This window comes from Streptomyces sp. NPDC048258 (genome assembly GCF_043201995.1).
Lineage (GTDB): Bacteria > Actinomycetota > Actinomycetes > Streptomycetales > Streptomycetaceae > Streptomyces.
The window spans coordinates 204,989-224,585 of sequence record NZ_JBICZH010000013.1; the positions used below are offsets into that span (position 1 = coordinate 204,989).

A 19,597-nucleotide genomic window follows, 5' to 3' on the forward strand; every position below is an offset into this window, starting at 1 on the left:
GGCCCCCGGAACGGCCCGGCGTTCCCAAACCTACTGGGAGACCAGGGGCTTCGCGTCGCGTGCCAGCGCGGTGAGCCGCGAGATGGCGCGGAAGTACTTCTTGCGGTAGCCGCCGTTCAGCATCTCGTCACTGAAGAGCTGGTCGAAGGGGACTCCGGAGGCCAGGACGGGGACCTCGCGGTCGTACAGGCGGTCGGCCAGTACCACCAGCCGCAGGGCCGTCGACTGGTCCGGCACCGGGCCGACGTCGGTCAGGCAGACCGCGGATATCCCGTCGGTCAGCGCGCCGTAGCGGCTCGGGTGGACCCGGGCCAGGTGTTCCAGCAGGCCGGGGAAGTCGTCCAGGCTCGCGCCCTCGGTCGCGTACGCGGCCTTGGCGACCTGCTCGTCGGAGAACGGCGCCGGAGCCTCCGGCAGGCCGCGGTGGCGGTAGTCCTGGCCGTCGATCCGCAGCGGCCGGAAGTGCGCCGACAGCCCCTGGATCTCCCGCAGGAAGTCGGCGGCGGCGAAGCGGCCCTCGCCGAGCTTGCCGGGCAGCGTGTTGGAGGTGGCGGCCAGCGCCACGCCCTGCTCGACCAGACGGCTGAGCAGCGAGGACACCAGGACGGTGTCGCCCGGGTCGTCCAGTTCGAACTCGTCGATGCACAGCAGCCGGTGCCCGCCCAGGGTCTGCACGGTCTGCTGGAAGCCGAGCGCGCCGACCAGGTTGGTCAGCTCCACGAAGGTGCCGAAGGCCTTGAGCGCGGGCTCGGCCGGGGTGGCGTGCCACAGGGAGGCGAGCAGGTGGGTCTTGCCGACGCCGTAGCCGCCGTCGAGGTAGACCCCGCGCGGGGCGGTGGGGGCCGTGCTCTTGCGGTCCCTGGCGAACCAGCGCCGCCTGCCCGCGCCGGTGGCGTGCGCGCCGCCCAGACCGGCCGCGAAGCCGCTGAGCACGGTGACGGCCTCGGCCTGGCTCGGCTGGGTGGGGTCCGGGTTGTACGTGTCGAAGCGCACCGAGTCGAACCGCGGCGGCGGCACCATCTCGGCCACCAGCCGTTCGGCGGGCACCCGCGGCTCGCGGGCGCACAGGGCCTGGGGTCCCGCGTCGGCTATCGGGGGCCGACCGGACGTGGCACCGGAGGTGGAGAGTGATGTTGACACAGCACTTAACTCTACGGGGCGTGGCACACTGCACCGATGCGACGCCTGTTCCCTGTGACCGATCAGACACCAGCCTCGTCCCAGGCCCCGGCCGACCGGGAGTGGTCGCTGGACGAGCTCGCGGAGGCGTACGCGTACCCCGCTCTCGGCGAGGGTGCCCACTGGCTGCGGGCGAACATGGTCTCCACCCTGGACGGCGCGGCCCAGCACGACGGCCGCTCGCAGCCCATCTCCGGCGAGACCGACATGCGGATCTTCGGCACCCTGCGGGGGCTGGCCGATGTGGTGGTCGTCGGCGCGGAAACGGTTCGCCAGGAGGGCTACCGCCCGGCTCGGGCCCGGGAGGCCTTCGCCGACCGCCGCGCGGCCGCCGGACAGGGCCCCGCCCCGGCCATCGCGGTGGTCACCGCGAGCCTGGACCTGGACTTCACCCTGCCCCTGTTCACCTCCCCGCTCGTGCCGACCCTGGTGGTCACCGGGGCCGCCGCACCCGCGGACCGGGTGGCCGCGGCCCGCGCGGCGGGCGCCGAGGTCGTGGTGGCGGGCGACGGGGCGGCGGTGGACCCGGCCCGCGCGGTACGGGAGCTCGCCGGGCGGGGGCTGCGCCGCCAGCTCACCGAGGGCGGGCCCCGGCTGCTGGGCCAGTTCGTGGCCGCCGACGCGCTGGACGAGCTGTGCCTGACGATCTCCCCGATGCTCACGGCGGGGGATGCCCAGCGGATCGCCGGAGGCCCCTCCGTCACGGTTCCGCACCGGCTCGCGCCCGCGTGCGTACTGGAGGAGGCCGGGTTCCTCTTCACGAGCTACCGTCGGATCTGACAAGGGGCGGAATTTGTCGTTCCGCTTAGCTTTCGCTGGGCACATATACCTGCGCAGGCCCCGTGCGAGAGCGGGGCAGGATGGTTTCCGCAGGGGCCGGCCAGCCGGCCTCGGCCCATGAAGGAGAGGGCGTCCGTGTTCACGAGCGTATTGATGATCGAGCAGCCGCTGACCACGGTGGACGTGGACTTCGTCACCACCCTGCACGGCGACGACCAGGTCTCCTTCGTCGTCCTCATGCAACCCCGGGGCGACCAGGACCGACTGCTGCGCGCCATCGACGACGTAGCGCTCGGTGAGCTCCCCGAGGCCATCCGTGAGGGTGACGTGCCCGAGGGCGAGGCCGCCCGCGGCCCCGCGGCGCAGGCCCTGGCGCACTCCCTGAACGCCCTGCGCCAGAAGGGCGCCAGCGCCACCGGGCAGCTCATCGAGGAGCACCCGCTGGACAAACTGAAGGCCGTGGTGGAGGAGACCGGGGCCGACGAGGTGATCGTCCTGACCGCCCCGCACTTCGTGGAGGAGTTCTTCCACCGGGACTGGGCTTCCCGGGCCCGCCACAAGGTCGGCGTTCCGGTGCTCAAGCTCTTCGCCCACAACGAATAGGCTTGGGCGCACCAGAGCCCAACGCACCGCACTCGATCCTGGAGCGACCTGAATGAAGCCCGGCCTGCCGACCGCCATGGAACGGCCCCACTTCATCGGCATCGGCGGCGCCGGCATGTCCGGCATCGCGAAGATCCTGGCCCAGCGCGGCGCGCAGGTGGCCGGCAGCGACTCCCGTGGGGACTCCGAGACCGCCGAGGCACTGCGCGCCCACGGCGCCACGGTCCACGGGGGCCACGCCGCCGGCAACCTCGCCGCCGACTCCACCTGCGTGGTCGTCTCCAGCGCCATCCGCGCCGACAACCCGGAGCTGGCGCGAGCCGCCGAGCTCGGCATCCCCGTGGTGCACCGCTCCGACGCCCTCGCCGCGCTGATGGACGGGCTGCGCCCGATCGCCGTCGCCGGTACGCACGGCAAGACCACCACCACCTCGATGCTGGCGGTCTCCCTGTCGGCCCTGGGCCTGGACCCGTCGTACGCCATCGGCGGCGACCTGGACGCGCCCGGCTCCAACGCCCACCACGGCGAGGGCGACATCTTCGTGGCGGAGGCGGACGAGAGCGACCGCACCTTCCACAAGTACACCCCGCAGGTCGCGATCATCCTCAACGCGGAGCTCGACCACCACGCGAACTACGCGTCGATCGAGGAGATCTACGAGTCCTTCGAGACCTTCGTCTCCAAGGTCGTGCCCGGCGGCACGCTCGTCGTCGCCCACGGCCAGGAGGGCGCGGCCGAGATCGCCCGCCGCGTCGCCGGCCGGGAGGGCCTGAACGTCGTCACGTACGGCGAGGAGCCCGAGGCCGACGTCCGGATCACGAAGATCACCCCGCGCGGGCTGACCAGCGAGGTCACGGTCGTGCTGGACGGCCGGATGCTCACCTTCACCGTCTCCGTGCCCGGCCGCCACTACGCGCACAACGCCGTCGCGGCGCTGGCCGCCGGTGTCGCCCTCGGCATCCCGGCGCACAACCTGGCCTCCGCCCTCGGCAAGTACACCGGGGTCAAGCGCCGCCTCCAGCTCAAGGGCGAGGCCGCCGGCGTCCAGGTCATCGACTCCTACGCGCACCACCCCACGGAGATGACCGCCGACCTGGAGGCCATCCGCGGCGCCGCCGGGGACTCCCGGATCCTGGTCGTCTTCCAGCCCCACCTCTTCTCCCGCACCCAGGAGCTGGGCAAGGAGATGGGCCAGGCCCTCGCCCTGGCCGACGCCTCCGTGGTCCTCGACATCTACCCGGCCCGCGAGGACCCGATCCCCGGCGTCACGAGCGAGCTGATCATCGCCGCCGCCCGTGCCGCGGGCGCCGACGTCACCGCCGAGCACGCCAAGGAGGCCGTCGCCGACGTCATCGCGGGAATGGCCAAGCCCGGCGATCTCGTTCTCACCATGGGCGCGGGCGACGTCACGGATCTGGGACCTCAGATCCTCGCCCGCCTGTCGAACTGAGGGAGCGGGAACGTCATGGCGTACGAGGTCGAGAAGACGGACGAGCAGTGGCAGGCGGAGCTGACGCCGTCCGAGTACCAGGTGCTACGCCTCGCGGGCACCGAGCCGGCCTTCCGCGGTGAGTACACGGACACCAAGACCGAAGGCGTCTACTCCTGCCGCGGCTGCGGGGCGGAGCTGTTCCGCTCCTCGGAGAAGTTCGAGTCGCACTGCGGCTGGCCGTCCTTCTTCGACCCGAAGGACACCGACGCCGTCGAGCTGATCGCCGACACCTCGCACGGCATGGTCCGTACCGAGGTCCGCTGCGCGAAGTGCGGCTCCCACCTGGGCCACGTCTTCGAGGGCGAGGGCTACCCGACGCCGACGGACCAGCGGTACTGCATCAACTCCATCTCCCTGCGCCTGACCCCGGACGAGGCCTGACATCTTCGGGCCCACTCGCCCTGCTCCGCGTGACGCCGCCTGCGGTCACCGCGTCGGCGCAGGGCGAGGAGGTGCCGCGCGGCCCGGGGTCCGGGGCGCTGCCGGGCGCGGCCCATGATGTCGGGGACATCGCGGTTGGATTCCGATCCGGTCTGCGAGGTTCTGTCGCAGATGCCACGATTCTGCTACGGAAGATGTCTATCCGCTTCTTCGGTGTGGCTGGTTATGATCGCCCTCACATCCCGCCGCAGCCGCACCGGTTGTGCTCGTCCCCACCCCAGGACGGCGCCAGGCCCGGATGTTGGGCTGCCACCGCTGCCACCGCTGCCTCCGACGTCCGCCGCTCGTCCCCCCGCTCCCGAGGACCGATGTCTCCCATAGAACCCGAAGGCGCACGAGGGCAGTCGACGCCTCGTCGGCGGCGTACCGTACGCCTGCGTACTCTGCTCATCCTGCTGGCGGTGATCCCCACCGTGGCGATGGGCACCCAAGTGGCCGTGACCGCACAACGCCTGCTGGCCCAGTCGGAGCGCCTGCGGGCCGATGTCGCGGCCGCCGAGCGGTTGGGCGTACCGCTGTACACGCTCGTGGTCGACCTGCAGGCCGAGCGGACGGTGACCGCCGCGCGGTGGGCGGGCACCGCCGGCGCCGAGGAGGAGCTGCGGGACCGGCGGGAGGCGACGGACAGGGCCGCGGCCGAGTTCCGTCGGCTGGCGGTCGATTCGGCCGCGGCCTTCGGGGGAGTGAGCCAGCGGCTCGACGGCCTGGCCACGTACCGCCAGCGCGCGGATGCCCGCAGCGGCGGCGCCGACAGCATGCTCGCCTACTACAGCGGGGCGATCGGCGCGATCATCCACGTGTACCAGCAGGAGTTCAGCCACGCCGAGGACGCTGAACTCGCGCAGGAGAGCCGGCCCGTGGTGCCCATGCTCTCGGCCACCGAGATGGTGGCGCGCGAGGATTCGATCCTGGCCCTGGCCGGGCCGTCCAGGGAGCTGAACTCGGCCTCCTTCGACCAGTTCATCAGCGCCATGGGGGCCCAGCGGTACCTGCACGAGACATGGATCGCGCCATACCTGTCCGAGCGGGACCGGCGGTTCTACGAGCGGATCCTCGCCTCCTCGGACTGGCAGACGAAGATCCGTATCGAGAACGCGGTCGTCTCCGACCACAAGGACATCGAATCCGGCATCAAGCTGCCCGCCGAGGTCGGCGGCTGGCGGTCTGCGCACGAGAACTTCTCGGTGCAGATGGCCACGCTCAACGTCGACCGGGCGCGGCAGGTGCTCACGCGCGGCGAGGCCAAGGCCGAGGAGCTGCAGACGGAGGTCGCCTGGCTGATCGGCGGAAGCGGCGGCGGACTGCTGGCCGTCGTGCTCGTGGTCGTGCTCACCACGCGGTCGGTGCTCCGCCGCCTGCACGTCCTGCACGAGCGCACCGTGACCGTCGCCGAGGAAACCCTGCCCGACGTCGTCGCCCGGCTCCAGCGCGGGGAGACCGTCGACGCCGCGACGCTGCCGGCGGTGCGCGGCGACCGGGACGAGGTCGGACGCGTCAGCGACGCGTTCGCCCGGGCCGTCGCCGTATCCGTCGACGGACACCGGCAACTCGCGGCCGAGCGTCACGGCTTCGGTCTGTTCGCCGCGGGCATCGCCTCGCGCACCGGAAACCTGGTCAGCCGCCAGCTGAGCCTCACCGAGGACCTCCAGGACACCTTCGGCCACGACGAAGCACTGCTCGCACAGTTGATGCGGGCAGACCAGCTGACGGTGGGCATGCGGCGGCAGATCGAGAACCTCCTCATCCTGGCGGGCGGCGAGGTCCCCGACCCGCACACCGACCCCATGCGCGTCGCCGACCTGCTCCGCGAAGCCGCCGCGGAGGTCGAGGACTTCCGCCGCATCGAGCGGCAGGCCCTGGACGAGACCAGCGTGGAACCGCGCGTGATCAGCCAGATCAGCCACCTGCTGGCGGAACTGCTGGACAACGCCACCCGGTTCTCCCCGCCACGGTCGAAGGTGGTCATCCGCGCCGAACTGGTGGCGGACGGGCTGTCGGTCGAGATCGAGGACCGTGGGCCGCGGGTGACTCCCGAGAGGTACGAGGAGATGAACGGCCGCCTGCACCAGGCCCCGCCGTACTCCGTCCTGGCGCAGAACGCGCACCGGCTGGGGCTCTTCGTGGTCGGCCACCTCGCCGACCAGCTCCGGGCGACGGTCACCCTCCGCCGCTCGGTGTACGGAGGGACCTCCGCCGTGGTGATCCTTCCCGGGGAGCTGCTGGTGGCGACCGAGGGGGAAGCACCGGGCGAGCCCGCGAGGCCGGCTCCGGTCCAGGCCCCGGCGGCGCCCGCAGCCCCTCCCTCCGCCGCCGCACCGCGCGTTCCGGAGGAACGCAAGCCCGAGCTGGTCCTGCACGCGGGCGCCGGGCTGCCGAGCCGAGGTACGAAGGTGCCCGCGCCCGCACCGGCGCCGCCGGCCGGCCCCACGCGGCCGGCCCTCCCCGAGCGCGTCCCGCAGACCCACATCGCCGAGCAGCTGCGCGCCCCCCGCGCACCGGAAGCAGCCGTCCCGCAGGACACCGCGACACCCGAAGAGGTGGCCGACGCCTGGGCGGACTACGAACAGGGGACCCAGACAGTGGAAGAAGAGCTCCGACGGGATCAGCCATGACTGCAAACACTGCGACATCCAACGACGCGATCTACAGCGTCCTGGACAACAACCTGAGCAGGATCGCCGGCATCCAGGGAGCCGTGCTCCTGTCCAACGACGGCATCAGGCTGAGCGCCTACCTGCTGGACCAGCCCCAGGCCGAGCGCATGGCGGCCGCGGCCTCCGGCATCGCGGCCACGATGAAGGCGATATCCCGGGAGGTCGACGGCGGCCGCGTCATCCGCCAGCTGGTGGAGATGGACGACCGGTACCTCTGCATCGTCGGGTGCGGGGAGGGCAGCACCCTCATCGTGGTGACCTCCCGCAAGGCGCGGCTCGGGGAGCTGGGCGGCGAGGCCGTACGGACCGCCCAGGCGCTCGGCGAGTGGCTGGGCACCCCCGAGCGCGCCCAGGTCCCGACCTCGTAATGCCGGAAGACGAGCCACAGCCCGTAAGACGCCGCCGGACGCGGCTGTACGCCCTGACCGACGGCCGTACAGCCGCACCGCACACCGTCCTCACCATGGACACCACGATCACGGCGGTGGTCGCCGAGGACGCCCGAGGCGGCCTGCCCACCGAGTGGCAGGCCGTCCTGGCCATGTGCGCGGCGCCCGGCGGCCTGGCGGTCGCCGAGATCGCGGCGCGGATGCACATCCGTCTCACCCCGATGACGCTGCTCCTCGGCGAACTGGCCGACCGCGGGCTGATCCACCACCGGCCGCCCCTGGAGGGCGCCGAGACCACCAACGTCCACCTGCTCATGAGAATCAGGGACAACCTTGCCCGGATATGACACCCCCGCCACCCAGGAATCGGCTCCGGTCAAGATCCTCATCGCCGGTGGGTTCGGGGTCGGGAAGACGACCCTGGTGGAGACGATCTCCGAGATCGAGCCGCTGCGTACGGAGGAGCGGCTGACGGCCGCGGGTGTCGGCGTCGACGACCTCGACGGCATCGAGTCCAAGGCGGTCACCACCGTGGCGATGGACTTCGGCCGGATCACCCTCACCGATGCCGGAGTCGTCCTCTACCTGTTCGGTACGCCGGGCCAGGAACGCTTCTGGTTCATGTGGGACGACCTGCTGAACGGGGCGCTCGGGGCGATCGTGCTGGTCGACACGCGACGCCTCGACCGGAGCTTCCCGGCCGTCGACTTCTTCGAGAGCCGCGGACTGCCCTTCGTGGTCGGCGCGAACTGCTTCCACGGAGAACAGCCGTACACCGCACAGGAGATCGGAGCGGCCCTGCACCTGCGCGACCCGAACACGCCCGTCCTCATGCTCGATGCCCGCTCCCGCCAGGACGTCCGCGCCTGCCTGCTCTCCCTCCTCGACCAGCTCATCGCCAACGCGGGGGCCGCGGCGACCGTCTGAAGCGGTCGAGCCGGACCGCTGGGCCCTACCGGACAGCGTCCCGATCGGGAAGACGGTCCGCGGCGAACCGGATCTCAGGACGCGCAGAGCGCGTCCAGATCCGTCAGGCGCAGCGCGGTCCAGTGCTCCTCGACCAAGACGCAGACCAGGTCGGGCGCGGCCGTGGTGAGGTCTTCGGCAGGGCCCGGCAGGGGGATCACCAGCGGTGGCCGGTCAAGGCGCACCGGGTTCCACACCCGCAGGAACTCGTCCGCGCCGGCGCCCACGATCAGATCCTGGCCCTCGTGGTGCAGGCCGGCCCAGTGGGTGAGGGGGCCCGGCAGGTCGAGCTCCTTGGTCGTCGATCCGAAGCGCCCCAGGCTGTGAACCTGAAGAAGGGTGCGCCCTGCCTTCTCGTGTACGACGCCGAGCCGCGTGTTCCGTTTTCCGCTGAGCAACGCCAGGGGAGGCAAGTGGGCCAGGTGGGAGCCGACGCGCACGCTCGCCAGGTCCCGGGGGTGCGAGTCGGGCGTATCGGTGTGGAGCCTGACGCCCCCGGCCCGGTCGACCCGCGCGAACTGGAGCTTGCCGCTCGGCCGGAGGCCCGGCGCCCACCCGGCAGGCCGCCCTGCACACCCCCGAGGGCTTGCGCAGCACCCGCGACCTCCCCGCGACCCGGTCGGCACCCCTACGGCGGCGGCCCCGCGAGCGGAGGAGACGGCGGCCCCGTGCCGTGTCCCCGTTCGGCCCTGTACTACTTCTGGCCGTCCGAGGCTCTGCGGGCCCCGGCGGGCGGCTCACAGGCCGCCCGCCACCCGCAGGATCGCGCCCGTCGCGTACGAGGCGTCGTCCGACAGCAGCCAGGAGACCGCGCCCGCGATCTCCTCGGGCTGTCCGGCACGGCCCATCGGAACGGCGGGCGCCACCTTCGCGGGCCGCTGCGGATCCGCGTGGAACTCCGTCCAGACGGTTCCGGGTGCCACGCAGTTGACCCGGATCCCGTCGGCGGCCACCTCCTTGGACAGGCCCACGGTCATCGCCTCCACCGCCGCCTTCGCGGCGGCGTAGTGGACGTACTGGCCGGGGCTGCCCAGGGTGGCGGCGGCCGAGGAGATGTTGACCAGCGCGCCGCCGCCGGTGGCGGACATCTCCCGTACCGCCCGCCGGGCGCACAGCAGATAGCCCAGCACGTTGACGTCGAGTGCGCGGCTCAGACCGGCGGCGTCGGCATCGGCCAGCCGTCCGTTGGGGCCGCTGATACCGGCGTTGTTGACCAGTCCGGTGACCTGACCGAGTCCGGCCGCCGCGTCGAAAAGGCGGTCCACGGCCGCCTCGTCGGCTGTGTCCCCGGACACCGTGACGCAGCGCCTGCCCGCCTCCCGGACGGCGGCCGCCACGGCCTCGGCGGCGGAGGCGTCGGAGCGGTATCCGAGCACCACGTCGTGGCCGTCGGCGGCGAGCCGGCGGCAGACCGCGGCGCCGATGCCCCGGCTTCCTCCCGTGACGACGGTGATCCTGGGCCGGCTCATGCGTCGGCTCCCTTCAGCAGTGCGGACGAGGTGGCGACGGCGGCGAGGGCGAACAACGAGACCCCCGACGCGGTCAGTACGAGGACGGTGAGCGACCCGCCGCCCATGGCCAGACCGCCCAGCGCGCCGCCGGCCGCCAGCCCGAGGTACGACGAGGAGCCGTTGAGCGAGAGGGCCACGGTCGGCTCGGGAACGTCCAGATGGGCGATCCGGTGGTTCTGTGCGGGCGGAAGGGCCCAGGAGGCGACGCCGATCACGGCGAGCAGCACGGTGTACAGGGCGGTGGCGAGCCAGGGGGTGCCCGGTGTGAGGGCCGTCAGCAGCGCCATCAGGCACAGCCCGGCGGACAGCACGGCGACCGCGCCGGCGTAGGCCCGCCGCCCCCCGTACGCGTCCGAGGCGCGCCCGCCCACGACGCTGCCCGCCATCGCGGCGACGCCCCACACCAGCAGGAAGGCGCTGACCCCGGCCGGGCCCACCCCGGTGATGCCGGTGGTGAGCGGGGCGATGTAGATGAACAGGACGAACTCGCCCGCGCAGGCCAGGGCGTTGGTCACCAGGGCGGCCAGCACTCCGGGGTGCGCGAGTACCGCGATCCGCCGGCGCAGCGGCACCGCCGCGGGCGGTGCCACCCGCGGGAGCAGCGGCACCAGGAGGGCCGCCGCCACCGCCGCGAGCCCGGCGACCAGCAGGAGCGTGACGCGCCAGCTGCCGACGGCCCCGATCAGGGTGCCCAGCGGCACGCCCAGCGCGGTGGCGGCCGACATGCCGCCCGCCACCAGGGCGATCGCCCTGCCCCGGCGCGGCGCCGGACTGGTGCTCACCGCGATCACCATCGCGCAGGGCAGGTAGAGGCCCGCGCTGAGGGCGGCCAGTACCCGGGAGGCCATCATCAGCGGGTAGCCGGGGGCGACGGCCCCGAGCAGGTTGGACACGACGAACAGCGCCAGCGCGGCCAGCAGGAGCTGTTTGCGGCCGATCCGGGAGGTCAGGGTGGCGAGTACGGGCGCCGAGAGGGCGTAGACCAGGGCGAAGACACTGATCAGCTGGCCGGCCGCGGCGGAGGTCACGTCGAGGTCGGCGGCCATCCGGTCGAGCAGGCCGCTGATGATCAGGCTGTCCGTGCCGATGCTGAAGGCACCGACCGCCAGGGCCAGGAGCATGAGCCGGTTGACGCCGGCCGGGGCCTGCCCGTCGGCCGCTTCGCCCGCGTGTGCCGGTCCGGCGAGGCCGTGGGTGGTGGTGGGTCCGCTGTCCTTGGACGGGTTCATGGTCGGCGGCCCCTCATCCGGTCCCGTGGGCGGCGAACCGGCCGAGGTGGGCGGTGTTCCGCCCGCCGACCAGGTCGAGCAGCTCCCCGAGCCGGCCCCGCAGGCCGCGGTCCGGGGTCCAGACCCACAGCTCGCGGGCCTCCACCACGGCCCCGCGCCGGGCCTTGGCCTCGAAGCCCTCCAGGCCCAGGCGCACGGCGGGGACGCCGCTCTCCACGGCCGTCCGGACCGGGTGGTAGAAGGCGGCCCACGGGTAGGCGCCCGCCCGGTCCTCGACCGAGTAGTCGCAGCCGTAGGTCATGAAGACGACGCTCTTGCGCCCCAGGAGGTGCATCGCGCAGGCGATGATCTCGCCGTCGTCCCGCCGCACGGCCGGGATGCGCACGGCCTCGGGCAGCATGCCCGCCAGCGCGACCCGGGCCTGCCGGATGGCCTCCGCATCGGGCTTCCCGCCGTGCTTGACGAGGGTGTTCGCCTCCAGCACCGCGATGCGCCCGGCGTTCTCCCGCAGCCCGACCTCCCCGGCGGCCAGCCCGGAAGCCCGCAGCTGCTCCTCCTCCTGGCGGTAGCGGCGACGGCGGCGGCTCGGCAGCGACTCCAGGTACTCCTCGTACGTGGTGAACCCGCCGGTGCGGATCCACGAAGCGCCGGTCAGCGCGCCGCCGCGGAACCCGCACTCGGCCAGCACCCGGCGCAGCACGGTGTCCGAGGGGCTGACGTAGGGGAAGGCCACGGCTCCGGCGCCGTGGCCGGCGGCGCTGATCTGGGCCTGCCGCACCAGGTGGGCGACCACCAGCTCGCGCTGCGCCGGATCCAGTCCGGGGTCGGCCAGGACCTCGCTGCGGTCGAACTCCCGCACGACGAGGCAGGGTCCCGCCTGCCGGGTCAGCGCCTGCCACAGCGGCGCGCCGGTGCCCGTCGTCCCCGGGGCCGCCGTACGGGCCGCCGTACCGAGGACGAGCTCGTCGCGCAGGCCGCGCAGGGCGGCGGCCGACACGGGATCCTCCTGCGGGCCCTCGCCGAGGCGCAGGACCGCGTCGGAGGTGACGAACTTCCACGGATCGCTCGACAGGCCGCTGTGCGGTACGGCCACCACCCCGCGCAGCGCGCCGACCAGCCGGCCCGCCCGGCGGGCCGCGACCAGGACGCCGTCCCCGGGTTCGAGGTACTCCCGGAAGCGGAGGAAGCCGCGCGCGGAGTCGATGTCCTCCTCGCGGGTCAGCTCGTTCCATTCGGCGGACGGGATGTCCTCCACCGTGTGCAGAATTTCCGTGTCGAGCACAGAGTGCCTACGCTTTCCCGGACGTGCCGTGGGCTTTGAACGGAGTACCGGAGGCGGCCGGAGCGCCGGCCGGGGTCGCCGGGTGCGCGCCGGCCGCCTCCGCGGGGTCGGGCTGGGTGTCTGGCTGGGGCGGGGCCTGGTGCCGGGCTCGGTGCCGGGCTAGATGTCGCCGTTCGACTGCTCGATGAACTGCGCCGACCACTTGCGCTTCGAACGCAGGCTCAGCCGGTTGACCAGGTCGGGGACCAGGCCCATGGGCCGCCGGATGTCGATGATCAGCATCACGCGCTGGCCGTCGCTCTCGTTGTAGACCTCGTGCTCGAAGGTGTCGTCGATCAGGATGGCCTCGCCCTCCTTCCAGGTGTGGATCTCCTTGTCCACGCGCAGCCGGGGCGGGTTGTTCTCCGGCACCGTCAGCGGAAGGTGGTAGCGCAGGATGCCGGCGTACGGGCCCTCGTGGGCCTTGAGGGTCACCCCCGGCTCCAGGATCGCGATGATGGCGTTGACCACGCCGGGGGTGCGCTCCGCGAAGTCCACGAAGGTCGGGCAGTCCCGCCAGGCCTCCGGGTTCGTCTCGCCGAGCATGTAGGCGTAGTACAGGCGCCATTCCTCGGACACCTCGGCGGCGCGCAGCGGGTCGATGTCCCCGTACGCCTTCACGTTGCGGGTCTGGACGAGCTTGGTGACCTCTGCCTTGATCTGGTCGAACTGGTGGTCCAGCTTCTTCGACTCGGGGAAGAGGGAGTACGGCGACATGATCCGGAAGCGGCTCTTCCCGCCGCTGTGCCGCAGGAAGTAGTTGTTGACCGCCTTGCGGACGCCGGGCTGGTTGATGCTGAGCGAGCCCTTCACCGGTTCCTCCTGGTGCTGTGGTGTGTGGTTGCTGGCTTTGGTGTGTTCACGGGGGTGGGGCGGGCCGGTTCAGGGACGGCAGGTCGCGTAGAGGAAGCCGGGGTGCACCTCGTCGATCTCGCACGTCCAGCCGAGGGCGCCGAGGCGCTCGGCCAGTTCGGCCGGCTCGCGGAAGATCTTGACGATGCGGAAGGTCCGCCCGTCTTCGAGGGAGCGCTGCACGGCGATCTCAGGCTGCTGGGCGTCCTGCTGCTCCAGCCGGCGTGCCTCACCGGTCACGTCGACGAACTCGACGACCCCGCCGGGGCGGACCGCCTTGCGGACCGACGACCAGAACGCGTCGAAGTTCTCGTCCGGAACATGGGCGAGCCAGTGCGCGAAGAAGACGCTGTCCCACTGCCGTTCGGGGGTCCAGTCGAAGAGGTCCTGCTGCTGGAAGGAGACGTTGGCGAGCCCGTGCCGCCGGGCCTCCTCGATCATCTCGGGAGAGCCGTCCAGGCAGGTGACCGTGTCGGCGGCCTCGGAAAGGAAACGGGTCCAGTAGCCGGTGCCGCTGGCGAGTTCGAGTACCTCGCCGCGGATGTTCCCGGCGCGGAGCCGCTCCAGGGCGGCCGGCAGGCCCGCCTCCTGGTACGGCACGAAGGTGGAGTCGTACTCCGCGGCGCGGGCGCGGTAATAGCCGAGCTGGCTGTCGATCAGGGAGTGCGCGGTCATGGTTCTCCTTCATTCATCGTCGGAAAAGGGGTGGTCGGCTGGATCAAGGGCGGGCCGGCTACGGATGCGGAGGCCCGATCATCGCGACGAGGTCCTGCGGGGCGAGCAGCATCTTCTCCTTGAACGCCTCGTTCAGGCGCCCGCATTCGATGCCTTCGACCCCGCTCGCCCACATCAGCTCGCAGATCTCCCACCACAGGGCGTAGTAGGGGCTGAACCTGAGTTCCGGGCGGTCGCGGTGGTAGCCGCCGGCCCAGGCCTGGAGCCGGTTCTCCTCCAGGAAGCAGACGGCGACCGCGAGGGTCTCGCCCGCCCGGCTGCGGATCTCCACCAGGCGTACCGGGTCGCCCAGTTCGCGCAGGAACTGGGCGAAGGGCTCCGGGTCGTAGTACTTGGGCGAGCCGTTGCGGGCCGCGCTCGCCGCAATCAGTTCGAGCAGGCCGAGCAGCCCCGGATGGTCCGCCCGGTGGACGAAGGACTCCGCCTGCTCCTCGAACCGGCGCAGCTGGCGGGCGTAGTCGCGGCGCACCAGCTTCTTCATGCCCGCGAGGTAGGTCTCGCCGTCGGGCGCCACCTCCCGGGTGAGGGTCCACCGCGGCACCAGGTCGCGCCGCCGGAAGCCGCGCCGTTCCAGGGCCGGCAGCAGCGGCGAGTCCGCGCTGAGGTTGACGAACCCCCACAGGGACGCGTCGAGTTCGGCCGCCCGCTCGGCGAACGCCTGCTGGAGCGCGTCGAGCGCGGACTCGTCCCGGGCGAGCAGCCGGGCGTCCGGCGCGTGCCACATCGGCGCGAGCAGCGCCTGCTCGCCGTCCTCCAGCCCGAGCAGGTGCAGCGGGTCGCCCTGCAGATAGGTGGGGGCGGCCGCCGCCAACTCGCCCTCGCCGTCGCGCACTTCGAGATAGCGGGGCCGCTCGATCCGCTGGATCGGGTGGTGCTCGTACGCCCGCAGGAAGGCACGGGTGTGGAACACCGGGGCGTCCAGCGCGCCGGCCAGCCGGTCCCACTCGGGTCCCAGCTCGTCGGCGGAGGCGACGCTCCTGATCCCGTACGGTCCGCCCGGCGTGGAGGGTCCGGCCATGGCCGGTGCGAGGGCCCGGACGCAGTCGCCCATCGCCCGGGCGCAGGACTCGACCGCCGTCACCGGGACGGGCCCCATGTGGCCGATGCGGAGCACGTCCCGCTTCCACGCGGCCCGCCCGGAGGACACCCACACGTCGTGCCCGGACGCCAGTTGTTCGCGCACCTGATCCGCCTCCGCCCGGGGCAGCCGCACGGCCGTCACCGTCGGCGAGCAGTGCTCCTCCGCCGGGATCACGGTCAGTCCCTGGGCGCGTACGGCCTCCCGGCAACCGGCCGCGGTCCGCGCGTGGCGGAGCCAGACCCGGTCGAGGCCTTCCGCCTCGATCGCCCGCAGCGACGCGTCGAGTGCGTGGATGACGGACAGGGCGGGGGTGTACGTGGTCGTGCCCTGCCGGGCGTGCTCCGCCGCCCGGTCGAGGCTCAGGTAGTGGCCGCGCGCGCCGGGCCGGGCGGCGCGGTCGAGCGCGCGCTCGGAGACGGCCACCAGGGACAGCCCGGGCGGGCAGGCCAGCGCCTTCTGGGTGACCCCGACCGCGACGTCGATGGAGAGCTCGTCGAAGGCGATCTCCACCGCGCCGAGGCTGCTGACGACGTCCAGCAGGATCAGGCAGTCGCTGACCTCCCGGATGGCGGTGGCCCACTCCCGCAGCGGGGCGAGGACGCCCGTCGAGGTCTCGCTGTGGGTCAGCAGCACGGCGTCGTAGGAGTGCGCCGCCAGCCGGTCGGTGATCTCCCGTGTCGGTACCACCGAGCCCCAGCCGGAGTCCAGGACGTCGACCGTGGCCCCGTAGTGCGTCGCGAGTTCGGCGAACCGTTCGCCGAAGTACCCCAGTTGGACCGACAGTACGCGGTCGCCGGGGCGCAGGACGGAGGCGACCGCCGCCTCCATGCCGCCGGTTCCCGAGCAGGTCAGGGGCAGTACGGTGGAGGACGTCCCGAACAGCGGGCCCAGCCGCTTGAGCACATCGGTGAGCCGCTCGCGGAACTCCCCGGAACGGTGGCTGATCATCGGTCGGCCCGTCGCCGCGAGGGTGGTCTCGGGCACGTCGACCGGGCCGGTCACGCGGTAGTTACGCATGGGACACCTCCGCCGCCGTGCGGGAGCCGGACGGATGGACGCCGGGTCCGGGCCGGCCTTCGGGACCCGGGCCGCCGAGTCCGTGGCGGCCGAGGGACCGCGCGAGGCCGGCCCGTACCTCGTCGGGGTCCAGACGCACCGGCATCCCGGCCATCCGGTCGGAGCACAGTCCCTCCCTCACCAGTTCGTCGACCGACGGGGCGTCGGGCGCCGGCTCGGGCCACAGGCCCGTCCCCGCGCCGACCCGCCGGGCCAGTACGTGTTCCAGGGCGGTCCCGGCCTCGTCCGCGGCCACGCCGAACAGGGTGGCGAGGGTCTCCAGGGCGGCCGCCGGCTGTTCCGGCCCGCGCGGGTCGGTGATCCGGCCGGCCTCCCGCGCCCCCGCGACCAGCGGGATCAGCCAGGTGAGGTTCAGCGCGCAGGCCAGCCCGTGCGGTATCCCGAGCCGGGCCGTGAGCGGGTAGGACAGCGCGTGCGCCGCCGTGGTCCGGGTGATGTCGATCGCCCGGCCCGCGAGCGTGGCCGCCCGGCTGAGGGCGTCCCGCTCCGCCCGGCCCGGCAGTTCGTCCCCGTGCCGCAGGATCGGCACGAGCAGCCGCAGCGCCGCGACCGCGTGGCCGCGGGACTCCGGGGTCGAGCGGACCGACCACAGGGACTCCACCGCGTGGGCCAGCGAGTCGAACACGCAGGTCCAGGTGAGTCCGGCCGGGCAGGAGTCGGTCAGGGCCGGATCGACGATCGCCAGGTCCGCCTTGGCCTGCGGGGTGTCGAGGGAGACCTTGCGGTGCCCCTGGTACAGCGTGGCGAACCGGGTCACCTCGCTGCCCGTGCCGGCCGTCGTCGGGACGAGCACGAGCTCCGCCCGGCGGTCGCGGACGGGCCCCTCGGCGATGACGGACAGGGCGTCCTCGTAGTCCTTCGGCAGCAGCGCGGCCGCCTTGGCCACGTCCAGCGCGGAGCCGCCGCCCATGCCCAGCACCAGGTCGGCGCCCCAGGCGTGGCGGAAGCCGGCCGCTTCGACGGCCTGGCCGACCGTCGGGTTGGGGTGGAACTCGGAGAAGACCTCGGCGGCGGCCGGCAGCCAGCTCTCGGCGTCGGTCCGGTGCAGGGTCCCCTTGCTGGCGACGACCAGGACGCGCCGCCCGTCCAGGAGTTCCGGGAGCCGGCCGAAGGCGCCCCGCTCGGCGAGGACGGTGGTGGCCCGGGGCCCGGTCGGCCCGGTCGCCACGGTCGGCCCGGTCACGAGGATTCCGCCCGTGCCTGTACGGGACCCGCCGCGGCCCCGCGGAACCGGGCCGCGATGTCCAGCGGCCCCGTCGAGGCGGTGGCCCGCGGATGGACCTCGCCCGGCGTCGGCACGACCCGGAAGACCCCCAGGACCGGGCCCTTGGCCGTCAGCATCCGCCGCAGCTCCCCGGCCAGGGACGCGACGCTGTCCGCGACCACGGTGGCCCGGTAGCCCAGGCCCGCGCCGAGCGCCGCCCAGTCCACGTCGCCCGAGGTGGTCGCCTGACAGCCGGTCGACTCGTAACACCCGTTGTCCACCACGAGGTGGACCAGCCGGGCGGTGCCGGCGGCGCCGATCGTGGAGCCCGTGCCGAGGTGCATCAGGAAGGCGCCGTCGCCGTCCAGCACCACCACCCGCCGCGTCGGGTCGGCGGTGGCCAGACCGAGCCCGATGGCACCGGCGTGGCCCATGGAGCCCTGCATGTAGAAGGTGCCCGGCCGGTCCTTCTCGTGGTGGGCCTGGCGCGACAGGTAGCCGGTCGTGGTGACCAGCAGGTCCTCGTCGGCGAGCTGGTCCAGCACCGCGGACACCACCCGGGGCCGGGTGAGTTCGTCGGGCCCGGCGGGCCGCGGTTCGGGGGCCGGCTCGGCGGCGCGGGCGATGGCGCCGCGCGGCACCAGCAGGAAGAACGGCTGGTTCTCCGCCCGCGCCTTCGCCGCCAGGTCCAGCGCGTCCGCGAGGCCGCCCGGCCGCAGCACGGTGTGCCGGACGCCGAGGCCCTCCAGCATGGGCACGGTGCCCGTGCCCATCGCGGCGTGCTGCGGCTCGTCCTCGGCGGGGTCGGGCCAGCCGCGCAGGGTCATCACCACGAGCAGCGGGATGTCGTACGGGAGCAGGAGGGAGGTCAGCGGGTTGACGAGGTTCCCGAATCCGGAGTTCTGGACCAGGACCGCGGCCCGCTGCCCCGCGAGCTCCCATCCGGCGGCGATGGCCAGCGCGGAGCCTTCCGACGCCGCGGGGGTCAGTCGTCCGGTGCGCTCGTACAGCGACCAGGGGCCGGCCAGGTGGCCGCAGGGCACCCCGGCGACCCGCCGGACGCCGTACGCGTCCAGGGCCGCCACGAATTCCTCGGCTGAGATCGGCTGGGTCACTTGTCGTCACCGAGCCACTCGTCGATGCCGGAGAGGCTGAAGATGTCCTTGACCGTCGCGATGTGCGGCTCGACGCTCGCGGTGGAACCCTCGGCGATCACGGTGGCCCAGGTGTCCCGTACGGCCCGCACCGAGGCCCGCATGCCCTGGTTGGCGTAGATGACCATGGAGACGCCCGCGGCCTGCGCCTCCTGGACGGAGAACGCGGAGTACGTCGTCGGGACCACCACGACCGGGGCGCGGTGGTTCCACTCGCGCATGAACGAGATCACCTCGCTGGCCTCGGCGAGCTTGGAGTGGACCAGCACGGCGTCCGCGCCCGCGTCGACGTACTGGTGGCAGCGGCTCAGCGCCTCCTCGACGCCCATGCCGGCGATGAACGCCTCGGTACGGGCGATCAGCACGGTCTCGTCGCGGGTCTGCGCGCGCTTGGCGGCCTCCAGCTTGCGCCCGAACTCATCGGCCTCCAGCAGGACCTGGCCGTTGTCGAGGAAGCTGTTGCGCTTGGGGAAGATCTTGTCCTCGATGCACACGCCGGCGATCCCGGCGCCCTCGTAACGCATCATGGTGTAGGCGGCGTTGAGGTCCCCGCCGAAGCCGGTGTCGCAGTCGGCCACGACCGGGATCGACACCGCCTGCTGCATGGCCGAGGCCCCGGACAGGTACTCGGACATACCGAGCAGGCTTACGTCGGGCAGCCCGTGGGCCGCCGATATCTCCAGGCCGGAGGCCCATAGGGCGTCGAAGCCGGCCTCCTCGGCGAGCCGCCCGGAGAGACCGTCGTGCGCTCCGGCGACCTTGATGAGCCGGCCCTGCTCGAACGCCTCGCGCAGCACCAGGGCGCGCGGGGACGTCGAGACGTGACTGCTGGTGGTGATGGTCATGGTGAACCTCTGGTTCCGTATGGGATCAGTGGGATCAGTGATCAGTGATCAGTGGGGTCGGTGATCAGCGCGGTCGGCGCGGGA

19 protein-coding genes are annotated in these 19,597 nt (G+C 72.9%); 8 read left to right on the forward strand and 11 right to left on the reverse strand.

The genetic code is table 11. The features are described 5' to 3' along the window. Positions 1 to 30: 30 nt before the first annotated feature. Positions 31 to 1,140, reverse strand: coding sequence for a cell division protein ZapE (gene zapE, locus ACGFYQ_RS27745; RefSeq protein ID WP_393748426.1), 1,110 nt, complete (start codon positions 1,138 to 1,140; stop codon positions 31 to 33). 36 nt (positions 1,141 to 1,176) lie between these two features. Between zapE and ACGFYQ_RS27750 the strand changes: the two genes are divergently transcribed. The 8 genes from ACGFYQ_RS27750 (at position 1,177) to ACGFYQ_RS27785 (ending at position 8,465) form a co-directional block, all read left to right on the forward strand. Further along, positions 1,177 to 1,959: a pyrimidine reductase family protein gene (locus tag ACGFYQ_RS27750; RefSeq protein WP_393748428.1), complete on the forward strand. Its 783-nt coding sequence runs from the start codon at positions 1,177 to 1,179 to the stop codon at positions 1,957 to 1,959. 135 nt (positions 1,960 to 2,094) lie between these two features. Then, on the forward strand, positions 2,095 to 2,562 hold the full coding sequence (locus ACGFYQ_RS27755; RefSeq protein ID WP_393748430.1) for an indole-3-glycerol phosphate synthase: 468 nt from the start codon (positions 2,095 to 2,097) through the stop codon (positions 2,560 to 2,562). Positions 2,563 to 2,614: 52 nt separating this feature from the next. Continuing rightward, a complete protein-coding gene (murC, locus tag ACGFYQ_RS27760) occupies positions 2,615 to 4,012 on the forward strand; it encodes a UDP-N-acetylmuramate--L-alanine ligase (RefSeq protein ID WP_393748432.1) in 1,398 nt (465 codons plus the stop codon). Positions 4,013 to 4,027: 15 nt separating this feature from the next. Then, entirely contained in the window at positions 4,028 to 4,435 is a 408-nt protein-coding gene (gene msrB / locus ACGFYQ_RS27765; protein ID WP_393748434.1) for a peptide-methionine (R)-S-oxide reductase MsrB, read from the forward strand. A 368-nt stretch (positions 4,436 to 4,803) separates the two neighbouring features. Further along, positions 4,804 to 7,107, forward strand: a complete 2,304-nt coding sequence (locus ACGFYQ_RS27770) for a nitrate- and nitrite sensing domain-containing protein (protein ID WP_393748436.1) — start codon at positions 4,804 to 4,806, stop codon at positions 7,105 to 7,107. Continuing rightward, positions 7,104 to 7,517 carry a roadblock/LC7 domain-containing protein gene (locus ACGFYQ_RS27775; protein WP_393748438.1) on the forward strand — a complete coding sequence of 138 codons (414 nt, stop codon included), beginning with the start codon at positions 7,104 to 7,106 and terminating at the stop codon, positions 7,515 to 7,517. The genes ACGFYQ_RS27770 and ACGFYQ_RS27775 overlap by 4 nt, the downstream gene beginning before the upstream one ends. Further along, a complete protein-coding gene (locus ACGFYQ_RS27780) occupies positions 7,517 to 7,885 on the forward strand; it encodes a DUF742 domain-containing protein (RefSeq protein WP_393748440.1) in 369 nt (122 codons plus the stop codon). The genes ACGFYQ_RS27775 and ACGFYQ_RS27780 overlap by 1 nt, the downstream gene beginning before the upstream one ends. Further along, complete coding sequence (locus ACGFYQ_RS27785; RefSeq protein ID WP_393748442.1) at positions 7,872 to 8,465, forward strand: ATP/GTP-binding protein; 594 nt, start codon at positions 7,872 to 7,874, stop codon at positions 8,463 to 8,465. Before ACGFYQ_RS27780 ends, ACGFYQ_RS27785 begins: the two co-directional genes overlap by 14 nt. Positions 8,466 to 8,539: 74 nt before the next feature. On the opposite strand, the gene ACGFYQ_RS27790 is transcribed toward ACGFYQ_RS27785, so the two are convergent. The 10 genes from ACGFYQ_RS27790 to ACGFYQ_RS27835 form a co-directional block, all read right to left on the reverse strand. Then, the gene (locus ACGFYQ_RS27790; RefSeq protein ID WP_393748444.1) at positions 8,540 to 8,944 is read right to left on the reverse strand and encodes a hypothetical protein; all 405 of its coding nucleotides are present in this window, start codon (positions 8,942 to 8,944) and stop codon (positions 8,540 to 8,542) included. Between the two features lie 297 nt (positions 8,945 to 9,241). Then, a complete protein-coding gene (locus ACGFYQ_RS27795; protein ID WP_393748446.1) occupies positions 9,242 to 9,973 on the reverse strand; it encodes an SDR family oxidoreductase in 732 nt (243 codons plus the stop codon). Next, positions 9,970 to 11,244 carry an MFS transporter gene (locus ACGFYQ_RS27800; protein ID WP_393748448.1) on the reverse strand — a complete coding sequence of 425 codons (1,275 nt, stop codon included), beginning with the start codon at positions 11,242 to 11,244 and terminating at the stop codon, positions 9,970 to 9,972. The genes ACGFYQ_RS27795 and ACGFYQ_RS27800 overlap by 4 nt, the downstream gene beginning before the upstream one ends. Positions 11,245 to 11,257: 13 nt before the next feature. After that, positions 11,258 to 12,526 (reverse strand): peptidogalycan biosysnthesis protein, encoded by a 1,269-nt coding sequence (locus ACGFYQ_RS27805; RefSeq protein WP_393748450.1) that lies wholly within the window; start codon positions 12,524 to 12,526, stop codon positions 11,258 to 11,260. A 159-nt stretch (positions 12,527 to 12,685) separates the two neighbouring features. Beyond that, positions 12,686 to 13,378, reverse strand: a complete 693-nt coding sequence (locus ACGFYQ_RS27810; protein WP_393748452.1) for an aspartyl/asparaginyl beta-hydroxylase domain-containing protein — start codon at positions 13,376 to 13,378, stop codon at positions 12,686 to 12,688. Between the two features lie 69 nt (positions 13,379 to 13,447). Next, entirely contained in the window at positions 13,448 to 14,092 is a 645-nt protein-coding gene (locus ACGFYQ_RS27815; protein ID WP_393748454.1) for a class I SAM-dependent methyltransferase, read from the reverse strand. Positions 14,093 to 14,150: 58 nt separating this feature from the next. Beyond that, a complete protein-coding gene (locus ACGFYQ_RS27820) occupies positions 14,151 to 16,250 on the reverse strand; it encodes an aminotransferase class V-fold PLP-dependent enzyme (protein ID WP_393748456.1) in 2,100 nt (699 codons plus the stop codon). After that, positions 16,243 to 17,493: a phosphonoacetaldehyde reductase gene (locus ACGFYQ_RS27825; RefSeq protein ID WP_393748458.1), complete on the reverse strand. Its 1,251-nt coding sequence runs from the start codon at positions 17,491 to 17,493 to the stop codon at positions 16,243 to 16,245. Before ACGFYQ_RS27825 ends, ACGFYQ_RS27820 begins: the two co-directional genes overlap by 8 nt. Next, on the reverse strand, positions 17,490 to 18,629 hold the full coding sequence (locus ACGFYQ_RS27830; RefSeq protein WP_393748460.1) for a thiamine pyrophosphate-dependent enzyme: 1,140 nt from the start codon (positions 18,627 to 18,629) through the stop codon (positions 17,490 to 17,492). The genes ACGFYQ_RS27825 and ACGFYQ_RS27830 overlap by 4 nt, the downstream gene beginning before the upstream one ends. Continuing rightward, the gene (locus ACGFYQ_RS27835) at positions 18,626 to 19,513 is read right to left on the reverse strand and encodes an isocitrate lyase/phosphoenolpyruvate mutase family protein (protein WP_393748462.1); all 888 of its coding nucleotides are present in this window, start codon (positions 19,511 to 19,513) and stop codon (positions 18,626 to 18,628) included. Before ACGFYQ_RS27835 ends, ACGFYQ_RS27830 begins: the two co-directional genes overlap by 4 nt. Positions 19,514 to 19,597: the final 84 nt, after the last annotated feature.